General features: G+C 51.1%; 11 protein-coding genes and 2 pseudogenes. 7 read left to right on the top strand and 6 right to left on the bottom strand.

Annotated elements, in window-relative coordinates:
* The first annotated feature begins 264 nt into the window (after positions 1–264).
* The 4 genes and pseudogenes from betI to NAL19_RS13490 all read left to right on the top strand — a co-directional run bounded on the left by betI (position 265) and on the right by NAL19_RS13490 (position 4,891).
* Entirely contained in the window at positions 265–852 is a 588-nt protein-coding gene (gene betI, locus NAL19_RS13505; RefSeq protein WP_225085057.1) for a transcriptional regulator BetI, read from the top strand.
* Between the two features lie 68 nt (positions 853–920).
* Positions 921–2,393 (top strand): betaine-aldehyde dehydrogenase, encoded by a 1,473-nt coding sequence (gene betB / locus NAL19_RS13500; RefSeq protein WP_263057625.1) that lies wholly within the window; start codon positions 921–923, stop codon positions 2,391–2,393.
* A 19-nt stretch (positions 2,394–2,412) separates the two neighbouring features.
* Positions 2,413–4,091, top strand: a pseudogene (gene betA, locus NAL19_RS13495) (choline dehydrogenase).
* 146 nt (positions 4,092–4,237) lie between these two features.
* A complete protein-coding gene (locus NAL19_RS13490; RefSeq protein WP_225085054.1) occupies positions 4,238–4,891 on the top strand; it encodes a tellurite resistance TerB family protein in 654 nt (217 codons plus the stop codon).
* Positions 4,892–5,114: 223 nt separating this feature from the next.
* Here the strand turns inward: NAL19_RS13490 and fabA are convergent, their stop codons facing one another.
* Complete coding sequence (gene fabA / locus NAL19_RS13485) at positions 5,115–5,633, bottom strand: bifunctional 3-hydroxydecanoyl-ACP dehydratase/trans-2-decenoyl-ACP isomerase (protein ID WP_039353100.1); 519 nt, start codon at positions 5,631–5,633, stop codon at positions 5,115–5,117.
* Positions 5,634–5,724: 91 nt separating this feature from the next.
* Positions 5,725–7,494 carry a Lon protease family protein gene (locus NAL19_RS13480; RefSeq protein ID WP_225085053.1) on the bottom strand — a complete coding sequence of 590 codons (1,770 nt, stop codon included), beginning with the start codon at positions 7,492–7,494 and terminating at the stop codon, positions 5,725–5,727.
* Positions 7,495–7,671: 177 nt separating this feature from the next.
* Between NAL19_RS13480 and matP the strand changes: the two genes are divergently transcribed.
* Complete coding sequence (gene matP, locus NAL19_RS13475; protein WP_263057624.1) at positions 7,672–8,130, top strand: macrodomain Ter protein MatP; 459 nt, start codon at positions 7,672–7,674, stop codon at positions 8,128–8,130.
* A gap of 150 nt (positions 8,131–8,280) precedes the next feature.
* On the opposite strand, the gene ompA is transcribed toward matP, so the two are convergent.
* On the bottom strand, positions 8,281–9,381 hold the full coding sequence (ompA, locus tag NAL19_RS13470) for a porin OmpA (protein ID WP_225085052.1): 1,101 nt from the start codon (positions 9,379–9,381) through the stop codon (positions 8,281–8,283).
* Positions 9,382–9,743: 362 nt separating this feature from the next.
* Complete coding sequence (gene sulA, locus NAL19_RS13465) at positions 9,744–10,250, bottom strand: SOS-induced cell division inhibitor SulA (RefSeq protein ID WP_263057623.1); 507 nt, start codon at positions 10,248–10,250, stop codon at positions 9,744–9,746.
* Positions 10,251–10,473: 223 nt separating this feature from the next.
* On the opposite strand from sulA, the gene NAL19_RS13460 reads away from it, so the two are divergent.
* Complete coding sequence (locus tag NAL19_RS13460; protein WP_263057622.1) at positions 10,474–11,094, top strand: TfoX/Sxy family DNA transformation protein; 621 nt, start codon at positions 10,474–10,476, stop codon at positions 11,092–11,094.
* 16 nt (positions 11,095–11,110) lie between these two features.
* Here the strand turns inward: NAL19_RS13460 and yccS are convergent.
* Together yccS and NAL19_RS13450 are read right to left on the bottom strand one after the other, a co-directional pair.
* Positions 11,111–13,246 (bottom strand): annotated as a pseudogene (yccS, locus tag NAL19_RS13455) (YccS family putative transporter).
* 20 nt (positions 13,247–13,266) lie between these two features.
* Entirely contained in the window at positions 13,267–13,713 is a 447-nt protein-coding gene (locus tag NAL19_RS13450) for a YccF domain-containing protein (RefSeq protein ID WP_225085049.1), read from the bottom strand.
* A gap of 198 nt (positions 13,714–13,911) precedes the next feature.
* Between NAL19_RS13450 and helD the strand changes: the two genes are divergently transcribed.
* Positions 13,912–15,969, top strand: a complete 2,058-nt coding sequence (helD, locus tag NAL19_RS13445; protein WP_263057621.1) for a DNA helicase IV — start codon at positions 13,912–13,914, stop codon at positions 15,967–15,969.
* Positions 15,970–16,006 lie beyond the last annotated feature (37 nt).

Raw genomic sequence — 16,006 nt, 5'->3', positions numbered from 1 at the left:
CATCCGCTGAGTACGCTTTCCGTTGAAGAAGGTCATCAGAACAAAAAGAAATTATTCTTTTTAAGTTGGAGTTATCGTCTGAACTCAAACTACTTTTCGTGATAATTGATACAGATTTTTAACCTTTCAGCAATAAAAGATATTCATTTTTTATTGAACGTTCAATCAAAAAAAAGTTTAATGGGATAAATCGGATCATGAATCATCGTCTTTTACCGTGATTCATCACGCAAAAATGAAGGGAAAAAATGAAGGGGAAATGCAGTGCCTAAAGTCGGAATGCAGCCCATCAGACGGCAGCAACTCATCGAAGCGACGCTGGCCGCGATCAACGATGTGGGGATGCACGACGCCTCGATTGTACAGATTGCCCGACGTGCGGGAGTGTCGAATGGCATCATCAGCCATTACTTCCGCGATAAAAATGGCTTACTGGAAGCGACGATGCGCTACCTGATTAGTCATCTGGGGCTGGCGGTGAAATCAAGGCTGTTGAGCCTGACAGAAAACACGCCTCGTGCACGCTTGCGGGCGATTGTTCAGGGAAATTTTGATGATAGCCAGACGAATAGCGCGGCGATGAAAACCTGGCTGGCGTTCTGGGCCAGTAGCCTGCATTCCCCGATGCTCCATCGGTTACAGCAAGTGAACGATCGTCGGCTTTACTCCAACCTGTGTGTCGAATTTAGCCGCTGTTTACCGAAGGATAACGCGCGTATTGCGGCAAAAGGGTTGGCGGGTCTGATCGATGGGCTGTGGCTGCGCGGTGCGCTAAGTCATGACGCCTTCAACCGCGAAGAAGCGTTGAGCATTGCCTACGACTATATCGAGCAGCAGCTCACTCGCGCCTAATCCTTCCTTATCATTTTGCCTTTTCTGCCCGGAACGCATATTCGGGCAGCCACCAGACAGGAGAATTTATGTCTCGCTACGGTTTACAACAGCTTTATATCAACGGCGCTTATATCGATAGCACGGGTGACGATACGTTTGATGCGGTGAACCCCGCGAACGGTGAGATCATCGCCCAGCTTCAATCGGCCACGGCTGCTGACGTTGACCGAGCGGTCAGCGCAGCCGCCGCAGGGCAGAAGATATGGGCGGCGATGACAGCGATGGAGCGCTCGCGTATTTTACGCCGTGCCGTGGATATCCTGCGTGAGCGCAATGATGAACTCGCATTGCTTGAAACGCACGACACCGGCAAGCCGCTCTCAGAAACGCGCACCGTCGATATCGTGACCGGTGCGGATGTTCTGGAATATTACGCGGGGTTGATTCCCATGATCGAAGGGCAGCAGATTCCCCTGCGTGATACCTCGTTCGTCTATACCCGCCGGGAACCGCTTGGGGTGGTCGCTGGCATCGGTGCCTGGAACTACCCCATTCAGATCGCATTGTGGAAATCGGCCCCTGCGCTGGCGGCTGGCAACGCGATGATCTTCAAGCCCAGTGAAGTCACGTCGCTAACCGCGCTGAAGCTGGCAGAAATCTATACCGAAGCGGGCTTACCCGCGGGCGTATTCAACGTACTGACGGGAACGGGGCAATCCGTTGGTCAGGCGCTGACCATGCATCCGGGGATTGCCAAAGTCTCTTTCACGGGAGGGATCGCCAGCGGAAAAACGGTAATGGCCAATGCCGCCGGCTCGACCTTGAAAGCGGTCACGATGGAACTGGGTGGGAAATCGCCGCTGATCATTTTTGCTGATGCCGATCTGGATAAGGCCGCGGATATCGCCATGATGGCGAATTTTTTCAGTTCAGGACAGGTGTGCACCAACGGTACGCGCGTCTTCGTTCCACAGGCATTGCAGGCGCAGTTTGAGGAAAAAATTCTGGCTCGCGTTCAGCGCATCCGTATCGGTGACCCGATTGACGAACAGGTGAATTTTGGTCCACTGGTTAGCTTCCCGCACAAAGAATCCGTATTGCGTTACATCGAAAGTGGAAAACGCGAAGGCGCTCGCGTGCTGGTGGGTGGCGAACCGATGACTGACGAGAAATATGCACAAGGCGCATACGTTGCCCCGACGGTGTTCACAGATTGCCGGGACGATATGAAGATTGTGCGGGAAGAAATCTTTGGCCCGGTCATGAGCATTCTGACGTATCAGGATGAGGATGAGGTTATCCGTCGTGCCAATGATAGCGAGTATGGGCTGGCGGCTGGCATCGTGACCAGCGATTTGAATCGGGCACATCGGGTTATTCATCAGCTTGAAGCAGGGATTTGCTGGATCAATACCTGGGGCGAATCTCCGGCTGAGATGCCTGTGGGCGGCTACAAACATTCGGGTGTCGGACGTGAAAACGGCATAACAACATTGGAACACTATACGCAAATTAAGTCTGTACAGGTTGAACTGGGTGAATTCCGCTCGGTATTTTAAACGAAGGGGAGAAAGCCTAATGGAATATGATTACATCATTATCGGCGCGGGTTCCGCTGGCAATGTGCTGGCGACGCGTTTAACAGAAGAAAGCGACGTGAGCGTACTGCTGCTTGAAGCGGGTGGCCCGGACTATCGGTTGGATTTTCGCACGCAAATGCCTGCGGCATTAGCGTTCCCGCTACAGGGGAAGCGCTATAACTGGGCTTATGAGACTGACCCTGAGCCTCACATGAATAATCGCCGTATGGAATGCGGTCGTGGCAAAGGGTTGGGTGGGTCATCGCTGATTAACGGCATGTGCTACATCCGTGGCAATGCGATGGATTTTGATCACTGGGCGACGATGCCGGGTCTGGAGGACTGGAGTTACCTTGATTGCCTGCCGTATTTCCGCAAAGCAGAAACGCGGGATGTGGGATCGAATGACTATCATGGTGCGACGGGGCCAGTGTCGGTGACCACACCGAAGATGGGCAACAACGAATTGTTTCACGCGATGGTTGAAGCGGGTGTACAGGCAGGGTATCCGCGTACGGACGATCTTAACGGCTATCAGCAGGAAGGGTTTGGGCCGATGGACAGGACCGTTACGCCTAAGGGACGTCGAGCCAGTACCGCGAGAGGTTATCTGGATCAGGCAAAAGGCCGTAAAATCTGACCATCGTGACGCATGCCTTAACCGACACGATTCTCTTTGACGGAAAGCGCGCCATTGGCGTGGCTTACTTTAAAGGCGACAATGCGGAGACGGCAAAGGCACGCCGCGAAGTGCTATTGTGTGCAGGCGCGATCGCCTCGCCGCAGATCCTGCAACGTTCCGGCGTGGGGCCGAAAGATCTGCTTCAGCGTCTCGATATTCCCGTCGTGCACGATTTGCCAGGCGTCGGTGAAAATTTACAGGATCACCTGGAAATGTATTTGCAATACGCCTGCAAAGAGCCGGTATCGCTGTACCCCGCGCTGCAATGGTTTAATCAGCCGAAAATCGGGGCGGAATGGCTGTTTAACGGCACAGGTGTTGGAGCCAGCAACCAATTTGAGGCGGGCGGCTTTATTCGCAGCCGTGATGAGTTCGCCTGGCCGAACATTCAATACCACTTTCTCCCCGTTGCGATTAACTACAACGGTAGTAACGCGGTAAAAGAGCACGGGTTCCAGGCTCACGTCGGTTCTATGCGCTCACTGAGTCGGGGGCGTGTGCAGGTTCGATCCAAAGATGCCCGTGAGCACCCCAGCATTCTGTTCAACTATATGTCGACTGAGCAGGACTGGCAGGAGTTTCGCGATGCAATCCGCATTACGCGTGAAATCATGGCGCAGCCCGCGCTGGATAAATACCGTGGGCGAGAAATCAGCCCTGGGTTAGAGGTTCAGACCGATGAGGAACTGGACGAGTTTATCCGCACCCATGCTGAGACGGCATTCCATCCCTCTTGTTCCTGTAAGATGGGAGAAGATGAGATGGCGGTGGTTGATGGGCAAGGCCGGGTCCACGGTATGGAAGGGTTACGAGTCGTGGATGCCTCCATCATGCCGCAGATTATTACGGGGAATCTTAACGCGACAACCATCATGATTGCCGAGAAGATTGCCGACCGAATCCGCCGTCGCCAGCCGTTGCCGCGCAGCAAAGCGCGTTACTACGTGTCGGGAAACACGCCGGTCAGAAAAGCACCGCTGAAACCCGCTTCATAACGCTCCTCGCATTGCCAGATGGGCTGCCCAGAAAGGGTGGTCCATACTTTTCATTGTTATACACAATCTGACAAACAAAGGCCTTCCGCACGATTACTATGGGTGATAACACCATCAGTGATGTCACTTTTCCTTGAGGAATGAAAATGAATAATTGGCTGCAACAGATTCAGGGCTTATTAAACTCCGGTAGCAAGCAGGGGAATCATCATCAAGGGGGCAAAAACGGTAATTTGGGCGACATGCTGAAGCCCGCTGCACTGGGCGGTTTGGCTGGCGTCTTGTTGTCGAATAAATCCACGCGGAAGATCATGGGCTCATTGGGTAAGAATGCGTTGATCATTGGCGGCAGCGCTGCGGCGGGCGTGGTGTTGTGGAACCAGTATAAGAAACGCGTTCGCGACACGCATCAGGACGATCCGCAGTTTGGCACCCAATCCTCAGCCGACACTATCCGCGCCCGTCGTCTGATTCAGGCTCTGGTTTTTGCTGCTAAAAGTGACGGCCACATTGATACCACCGAGAAACAGCGTATTGATGAAAACATTCAGCAACTGCAACTGGGCAGTGAAGCACACCGCTGGGTACAGGAAGCGATAGAGCAGCCGCTTGACCCGGTTCTGTTGGCGAAAGATGTGAAGAATGAAGAAGAGGCACTTGAGATCTACTTCCTAAGTTGTGCCGTCATTGACGTCGATCACTTCATGGAGAAAAGCTATCTGGATGCGTTAGCGACCGAATTGAAGATACCGCAAGATGTACGGCAGTCGATCACCAATGAGCTGAAAAGCCCGTCATGATAGGGCGTAATGCTGTTCACTTAAGCATGGATTTAGGGGGAAACACGGTGATGAGGTTCCCGTAGGGATACCTCGCACCGTGGTAGCCCCCGGTATCTCGATTCTTAAACGATCGGCATTAGTCATGATAGGGCGAGTGGTTTATGCTGGGATAAGATAGTGTTGAAGAGATAAAACGGATAACGCGGGCGAAAGGTGTTTCGCCCGCAGTGCTATCTGACGCTTAGAAAGCGCTGGTGTCTTTGAACAGACCCACTTTCAGTTCGTCTGCGGTATAGATCTGCTGACCGTCAACCAGTACTTCGCCATCAGCAATACCCATCACCAGGCGGCGATTGATCACACGTTTGAAGTGAATGCGATAAGTCACTTTCTTCGCCGTCGGCAGCACTTGTCCGGTGAATTTGACTTCACCCACGCCGAGAGCACGGCCTTTACCTTCGCCACCTAACCAGCCCAGATAGAAACCAACGAGCTGCCACATGGCATCCAGACCGAGGCAACCAGGCATCACCGGGTCGCCGATGAAATGGCAACCGAAGAACCACAGGTCAGGCGTGATATCCAATTCGGCTTCCACATAGCCTTTGCCATACTTACCGCCGTCTTCTGTCATTTTAACGACGCGGTCCATCATGAGCATGTTAGGGGCGGGTAACTGAGGGCCTTGCGGGCCAAACAGCTCGCCACGACTGGAGGCAAGGAGGTCTTCTTTTGTATAGGATTCGCGTTTATCTACCATGGTCTCTGTAAGCCTTATTTTAATGAAGCACGCAGGTTAGCGTACAGCTGTACGCTGGGCAAGTCTGTTACGTCTGGTTGAACCAGTTGGTTTAACGGAAAAACCAAGGGAAACGTCGGCGTTCCTGCGGTGCAAGTTGTCCAATACGCTCACGGATCGCGGCCAGCAGATTTGGCTGCTGCTCATCGTCATAAGCGAAGTTGGTCAATAATGACAACGCTTCTGGCGCGGTTTCTACTGGGAAAAGATGGAATTTCCCTTGGCGCACCGCGTCAACGACCTCTTCTTGTAAACAGAGATGACGTAGGTTAGCCACCGGTAAAATCACGCCCTGTGTTCCCGTCAATCCGCGACGCTGGCAGACCTCAAAGAAGCCTTCAATTTTCTCATTCACGCCGCCAATGGGTTGCACACGACCAAACTGATCGACGGAACCGGTCACTGCGAATTGCTGATTGATTGGCCGTAAGGAGAGGGCGCTGACAAGCGCACATAGCTCTGCCAAAGAAGCACTGTCACCATCCACTTCGCTGTATGACTGCTCAAAGACCATAGACGCGGAGAAGGGAAGCTGTTGATCGAGCTCCAGTTCCGTAATCAGGAACGCCTGCATGATCATCATGCCCTTCGCGTGCAAATTGCCAGCAAGCTCGGCTTTGCGCTCTACGTCCGTGAATTCACCGTCGCCAGCGTGAACGACGCAGGTGATGCGCGTTGGTTCACCAAAGGCAACTGGATAGCCAGGGAACTCGAGTACGGATAGGCCATTAACCTGGCCGACGACTTCGCCTTCCGTTTCAATCAGGATCTGACCTAATTCTATTTCATCCTGCATTCGCTCACGCAGGTAGCCTTCACGCCACTGGCGCGCGGCAACGGCATCAACCAGCGCCTGTTCCGTGATCTGACCATCTCTGGCATACAGCGAAGCATATTTTAGCTGGTTGATTAACCAGCGTGGGCATAATGGCAAATTACCCTGATCGCCGCTGTAGCGCACTGCGACGTTGACGAAGGCTGGCCAGGCATCAGCGTCTAGTAGCGGTAGTTGATTCTCGCTGCATAGTGCATTGATGTAGGCACACCAGCGCGCCATGTCATCGGTTTCAATCAACTGCAATTGCGCTTCAAACTCGCCGTAAATTGCGTGCTCGCCTAATTCCGGTTCCATGTCATGAATATCAGCCAGACTCTCGCGGTCACCGAGAATAATCAGGCGAATATCAAGCGGCATTGGGGGCACATCAACGGGCAGTGGCTTACGCTCATCGGGTGATAACCAGCGGTAGCGTCCCTCAGCCATAATCTGCTTCAGACGCAGCCACATTAAAGGCTGAGCCAACAGTGCTCTGGCTGACAGGATCAGCGTACCGCCATTAACCTGATGAATCAGTCCTGGATGCAGCGTGATTTCATCGTGAAAACTGCGCACACAGCCGAAGAGCTGTTCAGGTTCGATCCATTCCTGGTAGCCACAGGACTGCTGTGCGGCAAAATTATCCGCAGGCTGTGTGGCTGGTTCGACCCGGATATGACGACCCTCAATGATATATTTACTGCCATGTATCGCCCCGGAGTCTGGCCTGATTGCGCTTAGCGCACGGGCGATCAATGCCATATATTCATCGTTCTCCTGCGCTTTCAACAGCATAAAGCGGGAAGGCGATCGAGGGTGGCAAAAGAGCGTCAGACTGTCTGCCAGACGCGACTGAATAGCGGAAAATTCAGCAGGAGCAAGCTGAGCTGCCTGAGTGAATAGCGTTTGATAAGGCGTATTATTGGGCAGTAAATGCTGCCATGAGAGTCGGTTACTGGTCAAAGTATCAATGTAATCGTCTGATGGAAAACCGTGATTATACAAGAATAATGTCGAGTGCACATAAGGAGAGTCATCTCCCCGTCATCTTTAGCATATTGAAGCCCGAGCCGTGCTTGGCTGATTGTCTTAAAAGCTGTCAAAAAATCGCCAGAAAGCGGTTAAAATCGCGGAAAACTGTTATGCTGAAAGTAACGTTACGCGGTCACTGAAGAATTTAATATGAAATATCAACAACTAGAAAATCTTGAGTGCGGGTGGAAATGGAAGTACCTGGTGAAAAAACACCGAGAGGGAGAAGAGATCACGCGCTTTCTGGAGCAAAGTGCTGCGGACGAAGCGGTACAGGCATTGCTTAAAATGGAAAACCAGCCGGTGAAAGTGCTGGAGTGGATTGCACAATGTATGAATCCAACCTTAGAAAATCGGATGAAGCAGACGATCCGCGCACGGCGTAAACGTCATTTCAATGCAGAGCACCAACATACGCGCAAGAAATCGATCGATCTGGAATATTTGGTCTGGCAGCGTCTCGCGGCTTTGGCTCAACGACGCGGAGTGACCTTGTCAGAAACGATAGTGCAGCTAATTGAAGATGCTGAGCATAAAGAGAAATACGCCAGCCAGATGTCGTTGCTCAAGCAGGATCTCAAAGCCATTCTGAATAACGACGAGATATGATAGGCGGTTGTCATTTAGCTTGCCGATAAACAGGTGTAAAAAAGCAGAGAGCATTTTTCAACGTTGCGCAGCAACGGCCCGTAGAGTGATGGGCAAGAATGTCGGTCATAAAAAAACCTCGCCGGAGCGAGGTTTTTTTTCGTTAATAACTTAAGCCTGAGGCTGAGTTACAACGTCTTTGATGCCTTTAACTTCTATCTCTACGCGACGATCTGGTGCCAGGCAGTCGATCAGCGCAGCACGAGGTTTCACGTTGTCACAGGTAGAACCGGTAACAGGTTGAGATTTGCCCAGGCCACGAGCAGAGATTTTGTTCGCAGGGATACCTTTAGATACCAGGTAATCAACAACGCTCTGTGCGCGTTTTTCAGACAGGGCTTGGTTGTATTGCTCTGAACCTAAACGGTCAGTGAAGCCCAGAACAACAACGGAACCGTCTTTCGGATCCAGAGAGCTCAACTGAGTGTACAGTTGATCCAGTGATTGCTGGCCTTCTGCTTTCAGCGTTGCTTTGTTGAAGTTGAACAGGACGTCAGATTTCAGCGTGAAACGCTTGGTTTCAACAACTGGAGCCGGAGCTGGAGTTGGAGCCGGAGCAACAACTGGTGCTACACGGTCATCTTGACCGAAACGGTAAGACAGGCCAACGCTCATCAGCATGTTGTCTGGACGTGCACCAACGGTACCAGCATCACCAATGTTGCTTACCCACTGGTAGTCAACACGAGTAGCCCAGTTTTTGTCGATAGCGTATTCAACACCGATCGCAGCCAGCGGAGAAACGCCAGTGTCGTCGTTATTGATGTCAGCTCTTGTACCGGTGTTTACAGAGGTAGCTGCATGGCTGTCTGCGCGCCATACCATGCCGCCCAGACGGGTATAAACATCCAGATCTGGCAGAACTGGGTAGCTCAGTTTAGCAGCCAGTTGGATGCCCTGTGCTTTGAAGCTCGCACTGTCTGCTGCACTAGCAGTAGAACCTGCATACTTCATGCGGCCCAGCCAGTCGTAGCCCAGTTCAAAGCCCAGGTACGGGTTGGCTTGATAACCAACAAATGCGCCCGCGCCTAACTTGCTTTTGATTGGGTTGTTGTTGACACCAGTGTAACCATTTCCGTAGAAACCAGTATCGTGGAATTGAGACACACCCAGTTTACCACCGGTGTACCAGGTATTGTCTTTAGGAGCTGCTTGCGCGACGGTCGCGAAGCCAGCCAGTGCCACTGCAACTGCGATAGCTGTTTTTTTCATTTTACGCCTCATTATCATCCAAATCGGTAATTAACCTGAGGGGCTAATAAACCTTTGGTTAAAATCCTTTGGTTGGAGACTTTGCCCTTATTTATGACTTACTGTCAGTCAACTGACGTTATAAAAGAGCAACTCCAGCGAGTTAAAGTCTACAACGTGATGAGAAAGTTACAAGTATGATGTGATTTGCGTCATAAGAAAACCGCACGATTCATACATACTTGCTAACAAATAGTAGATGCTTTTGACAGATCTTACGCCTTTTAGCTGTATCAAATATACTCAAGAAGCCCGCAGAATACCGCTCTGCGGCGATCTGTATAACACATAACCAGCCAGGGCTGAGAAAATTCTTAATTTACTTAATGATACAATGTCGAATGAATTTTAAGGCTGGGAAATAGTCTATACGCGTCACCGCCAGTACTTTCCGGCCGCATAATAAAGCCGTACGTATTTCCTGCCTGTGCGGCGTGGCGTAGCCGAACCTTCTCTTCTTCCGTTAATTCGTGTGGTAACCAGCATAATACCGCGCTGTAATTTCCTGTCAGCAAGGCTCTTTCCATCGCATCCACTGTAAATAGTGGATTGAGGTGGTGAAGTTGCACCATTTTATCCAGCGGTAAGCCAGATTGCTGTACCCAAGGGCGGCTCAATTTTTGTTGAGGAGAAAGCCACAGCAGCCAACGCGATTGCGTACCTAGCTGCTGTAAGAGCGGTAATAGCAGGTGTGTGACTATGGGCTGATCGGCGTTGTACACGATTTCGCTGATAATTCCGCCGGCGCTGATCGAAGTTTCCGCAGCATGCTGACTTGCAGAAAACGATGACGACTGAATGTTGTGAGAGCTGATTGATTGCGTACGCATAATGAGTTCTACCCATAGTGTTACTGTATGGGTATACAGTACCTACTGTGTGTGTGAAAATCAACCTGATTTTTTGAAAGCGCTTCGCATATTCCTTATGCAAGAGACAGTAAACACATTTACTGTTTGAAGCCGCATCGGGGCTGTGTTTAATTATTTGTTCCTGCTACAGATATTTTTAATTGTTCAGGAAGAAATCATTTCAATACTAAGGATTATGGCAATGAAGCAATTATGCAGAAAAAGGATTTTGCAATCTCAGCATTCTTTTTCATCTTTGGGGGAAATCACCTCACGTTCTCAATTTGGTGGCTACAGCATCGCAGCAAATAAAACGATTTTCGGGTTGGTGTCAGAAGGGGAGCTTTATCTTCGCGCGAGTAAGAAGGATGAAAAATATTTTCAGCAGCGTGATATGCCCAATCTGATTTATACCAAACGCGGCATGCCAGTTCCGTTGAATTATTTTCTTGTTGATGAGGTATTGTGGCAAGAATCTGTGCAGTTACTGTATTTTGCCCGTTTGGCGTTGGTCGGCGCGCAGTATGACAAAGCCGTCAGAAGCACCAACGGACGGCTAAAAGATCTCCCTAATCTTAACCACGATATTGAACGCCTGTTGTGGAAAGCAGGGATAAGAAATGTCGATGAACTACAGCATTATGGTGCGAAAAACAGCTATCTCGAGTTACGGAAGGTTCGCACTAATCTGAGTGTTAACGTGCTATTGGCGCTTGCTGGCGCCATTTGTGGCACGCATCAGGCAGCTCTTCCCCGCGATATCCGCAACGAACTGTTGGAATGGTATAAAAACAATGCGGTCTCCAAAGGATCCAAGCACTAAGAAATTCGCTTTATTCTTACTGTGTAATCATGTCATTTTTTAGCTGTACAAGTTCAGGCAGGAGATCGAGCAGCAGGCTGATTTGCTGAATAATTAATGATTCTTTACTGTCTGATTCGGGTGAAAGGGATTGAATGCTGGCGGTAATAGTTTTCAATCCCTGATTGATTCGCACACTTTCCTCTTCGCTACCGTGTAGTGCGTCATCAACATGGCAAACGGCGTCATCCAGTAACAGCAGCGTTTCCGATGAAGTAATTTTCCCGCGGTGTGCGCCGAGCGTTGAAATATAGCTTAACAACGTATGATTCAGACACATGAAGCGAAATGCACTATCCAATTTGTTCCGGGTTGCGTGAGGTTCTGAAGACATATTCGATACAACGGATGCCAGCTCGGCATCGCAGTTATGCGCATCCCGGCGGGCGATACGATAAGGCAGGCTATTATCTTTCCCCTGATGATATTGCACCATTATCGCGTCCAGATAACGGCAGTTGGCGTCTAATGTCTGATTGATAACGGTTGGCAGACCACGAAAACGCCAATCCGGCCAGATAAAGCTCACCGCAGCCCATGCAATGGCACACCCTAATAAAGTATCGATAATACGTGGCACTGCGACTTCGAAGCCTTCGCCCAACAGGTTGAAACAGAGCAGGACAAGCAGCGTAATAAACATGGTCGCGTGTGCATACTGTACGTTGCGAAAGGCGAAGAACAGTACGCCGCTAATGACGATTAACGTGAGCTGCCCTTCTAGTGAAGGAACGAAATACAAGACAGGCAAGCCGAGTAAAATGCCGGTCAAGGTGCCGATAATCCTCAACGTCAGCCTCCGCCGGGTAGCGTTATAGTTTGGCTGACAAACAAACAGACTAGTCAGCAGAATCCAGTAACCGTGCTGCATCCCCGTGACCTGAATCAGTGCATAGCCGCTACAGAGTAATACGGACATACGGATAGCATGACGGAACAGTGCCGACTGGGGTTAGGTGGCGGCTAATGCGTAAGCGGATGTCGCTCCATCCCGTGATTTTGTCATCTGCCAGCGTGTTTTCCGGGTTATTTTCTTGCTCAATGGCCTGTTCGGATTCGATCGTCGCTAACTGGGCATCAATCGCGCGCAGGTTATTTAATAAATAAGTGAGCGCCTTGATTTGGGTCGCGTCCGCCATGTTGTTGGCCGTGATGCGTGCAATAGCGGATTCAAGGTGCACGAAAGCCCGCTCAAGGCGGCTATCATGCTGATATTTTTGCTGCAACAGAATGGATTGCGACAGTTTCTGACAGGCTTTGGCTTGCATGCTCAGCAGGCGTTGAAAGCGGAATAAGACGTCGCTATAGCGCAGTTTTTCACGCAGTTGCGGATAGTAAACATGCGACGAACTGGCCCGTTCGTGAATATCCTGAGCGACAAAATAGTAGTGCAGCGTTTGGCGCGTCCCGCGTTGTCCGCGATCGCCACGCAGACGGGTTAACAACGAAGACTTGGTCTGGTTGAGTATCGCAACCAACTGGCTGTTTGCCATCGCGACGTCAATCAAGGGTTTGTCGGTTTCTTCTTCAATATCGGGATCGAACAGGTTGGCTTTTGCATCCAGATAACGCGCCAACTGCTGATAACACTGCGCGAGGTTATCCTGCAACGGGCGGATAGGGAAGATGAGATGGCCGAACAGCGTAAGCAGATTGTACCACGAGGCGCCGATCAGCAGCATGATGGGTTGCTGATACCAGTTGTCATAAAGAGAGATGCCCAGCATGGTGTAAATCGCGATCAGCAGTGCGCCGAATGCGATTGTCGCATAGCGCTGCCCTAATGCGCCGAGCAGAATAAAGCCGCAGGTCGATACTGCCAGACCAATCCCGAACAGCCAGGGATAGGGAAAAAGCAGTTCGATAGAGATGGAAGCGACAAAAAAACAGGCCAGTGTAATGAACAGATTACGTAGGCGCCCGGTGAGGCGATCGTCAAGGTCGGTGAGGGCGGCCGCGACGACGCCAAGCGTGACGGGAATGGTCGATGTTGGCTGACCTAGCCACCAGGGAACTGCCGCCGCACCACTGAGTGCAATTAGGATACGAATGGTGTACAGCCAACTGCTATTGTACACATAGCGGCGAATTCCCTTGGGGCAAAGGTGAGCAACGTAATATCCTTAGATGCCGTTAACGAAAGTGGCGGCGAGCATTATTTTCCCGCGCAGCCTGTGCAAGCTCGACGGAAACCACGCGACGTCCTACTGGCCACAGCGCGATGGCAGCGATCTTAAAATTGGCGATGCCAACGGGAATGCCAATGATCGTAATACACTGCGCGATACCTGTAATGATGTGCGACAGGCAAAGCCACCAGCCAAAGAAAATAAACCAGAAGATATTCAGCAGAGAGCCGCCGGCGTTGAGAATCGTGCTCTTTTCATCCGGTCGCAGTTCATCAACATGGATGGCCTCATTGCCATAAGGCAAGAGCGACAGCTTGGTGATTTCCCAACATGAGCGTGTTAGCGGTAAGGTAAAAATCAGCAGCACGCTGACGACCGTCGCCAGAAGCCAGGCTAGTGTGGTGAAGAAACCACCTAATACGAAGTTAAGGATATTCAACACAGTTCGCATAATCTCTCCTGTACGTATAAGGTAACCCGTTAAAGTAACCAAACTCACTGATGGTAAAAGAATTATCACATTAAGCATTAGGATATTCTAACCTGTTTTTAAGGCTAGAGCGTGAAGTCTGATAACGGGTAAACTAGGGAACAGATAAACGACGAAAAATGGACGAATAACCTCTCACATAGTCATGGCGCGAACATCATGGAACTGAAATCCACCTCGTTAGGTAAACATCTGGCCCAGCATCCTTACAATCGGGTGCGGTTACTGAATGCCGGTGTCGAAGTGAGTGGCGATAAACATCAATACCTGCTCCCCTTTAACCAACTGCTGGGCATTCACTGTAAAAGAGGGCTGGTGTGGGGAGAGCTGGAATTTGAATTGCCAGCCGGAAAAGTGGTGCGCTTGCACGGAACAGAATGGCAGGAAACGCAGGCTTTTTACCGCCATCTTCTCAAGTCTTGGCTTGACTGGAGCGAGGAGATGAGTCTGGTCAGCGCCGAGGTTTTGCAGCGTCAAACGGACAGTATTCAAGCGCTGATGCAGCAGGATAAATGGTTTAGCCGTCAGGCGCTGTCAACATTGCAGAATGCTATTCGCGATTCTCTGGCAGCGCTTCCCCTGCCTGTTTCTCGTCTGGAAACCTTTGATAACTGCCGTGATCACTACCGGGACTGCCTGCGCTGGCTTGAGCTGGGCGATGAGATGCGCACTGCGGCGAATCAGGCATGGATGGATCGCACGTTGGCGGCAGAGCAGTCTTTCTTTGAAACGGTTGAGAGTTCGCCATTAAACGTGTCGCAGAGTAAGGCTGTGATAAATGGCGAAGAAGGCGTACTGGTGCTGGCAGGTGCCGGTAGCGGGAAAACCTCCGTGCTGGTGGCTCGAGCGGCGTGGTTAATGCATCGGCAGGAGGCTACACCCGATCAAATTTTGCTACTGGCGTTTGGTCGTAAAGCGGCAGAAGAGATGAACGAGCGCATTCAGGAACGGCTCCACACGGACGACATTCAGGCCAAGACGTTCCATGCGCTGGCATTGCACATCATTCAGCAGGCTAGCCGTAAGGCACCGATGATAAGCCAGTTGGAAAGCGATGCGAAACAGCGTCGGGAACTGCTGATTTCTCACTGGCAGCAGCAGTGTGCCGAGAAGAAAACGCAGGCTAACGGGTGGCGGCGTTGGTTAACAGAAGAGCTGGAGTGGGATGTGCCAGAAGGTGATTTCTGGCATGACCCGAAACTCGCGGGGCGACTGGCCGGGCGACTAGAGCGTTGGCTAGGGCTGATGCGTATGCATGGCGGCAGTCAGAGCGAAATGGTTGAGCAGGCGCCAGAATCCATTCGGACCGAATTTCAGCAACGCGTTCGCCTGATGGCACCGTTGTTGAAAGCCTGGAAAAAGGCACTTAAGGATGAAAACGCGGTCGATTTCTCCGGCCTCATCCATCAGGCTGTAAACCTGCTGGATAAAGGGCGTTTTGTTAGCCCTTGGAAACATATTCTGGTGGACGAATTCCAGGATATTTCGCCACAGCGTGCGAGTCTGTTGGCGGCACTGCGCCGGCAGAATAGTCGTACCTGTCTTTTTGCCGTAGGGGATGACTGGCAGGCCATTTACCGCTTTAGCGGTGCTGAACTGACGTTGACGACGGCCTTTGAGCAGCATTTCGGCGTCGGTGAACAGTGCGCGCTGGATACCACCTATCGCTTTAATGAACGCATTGGTGAAATCGCCAACACGTTCATACAACAAAACCCATATCAGTTGAAAAAACCGCTTAATAGCCTGAGTAAAGGGGATAAAAAAGCGGTGACGATCCTACCTCAGGATCAGCTTGAGCCACTTTTGGATAAACTGAGTGGCTTTGTGAAAGCGGATGAGCGCATTCTTGTGCTTGCCCGCTACCACCATTTACGTCCTGCTATTTTGGATAAGGCTGCGACCAAATGGCCGAATTTGCCTATTGATTTCATGACTGTGCATGCCAGTAAAGGGCAGCAGGCGGACTATGTCATCATCGTGGGTATGCATGAGGGGAAAGACGGCTTCCCGGCGCCGGCAAGGGAATCTGTGATTGAGGCGGTGCTGTTACCTGAACCTGAGGATTTCCCCGATGCAGAAGAACGACGCTTACTGTATGTGGCGTTGACGAGAGCGAAACATCGTGTCTGGCTGCTACAGGATGTGGCAAATCCCTCGGTGTTTATTGAACATCTCCATCGCTTAGGCGTGCCGACACAGCGTAAGCCGGGATAACGAAAAGCGAAAACAGGGAAGTGGGGGTTGCAGAGAC

This window comes from Pectobacterium sp. F1-1, assembly GCF_025643735.1.
Taxonomy (GTDB): Bacteria; Pseudomonadota; Gammaproteobacteria; order Enterobacterales; family Enterobacteriaceae; genus Pectobacterium; species Pectobacterium colocasium.
Note: the sequence above shows the minus strand (reverse complement) of the source record. Positions and strands in the feature narration are given on the sequence as shown.

Excerpts from the sequence above, each read along its gene's own strand:
- betB (WP_263057625.1), top strand. The coding sequence starts at position 921 with ATGTCTCGCTACGGTTTACAACAGCTTTATATCAACGGCGCTTATATC.
- NAL19_RS13490 (WP_225085054.1), top strand. The coding sequence starts at position 4,238 with ATGAATAATTGGCTGCAACAGATTCAGGGCTTATTAAACTCCGGTAGC.
- fabA (WP_039353100.1), bottom strand. The coding sequence starts at position 5,633 with ATGGTAGATAAACGCGAATCCTATACAAAAGAAGACCTCCTTGCCTCC.
- matP (WP_263057624.1), top strand. The coding sequence starts at position 7,672 with ATGAAATATCAACAACTAGAAAATCTTGAGTGCGGGTGGAAATGGAAG.
- ompA (WP_225085052.1), bottom strand. The coding sequence starts at position 9,381 with ATGAAAAAAACAGCTATCGCAGTTGCAGTGGCACTGGCTGGCTTCGCG.
- sulA (WP_263057623.1), bottom strand. The coding sequence starts at position 10,250 with ATGCGTACGCAATCAATCAGCTCTCACAACATTCAGTCGTCATCGTTT.
- NAL19_RS13460 (WP_263057622.1), top strand. The coding sequence starts at position 10,474 with ATGAAGCAATTATGCAGAAAAAGGATTTTGCAATCTCAGCATTCTTTT.
- NAL19_RS13450 (WP_225085049.1), bottom strand. The coding sequence starts at position 13,713 with ATGCGAACTGTGTTGAATATCCTTAACTTCGTATTAGGTGGTTTCTTC.
- helD (WP_263057621.1), top strand. The coding sequence starts at position 13,912 with ATGGAACTGAAATCCACCTCGTTAGGTAAACATCTGGCCCAGCATCCT.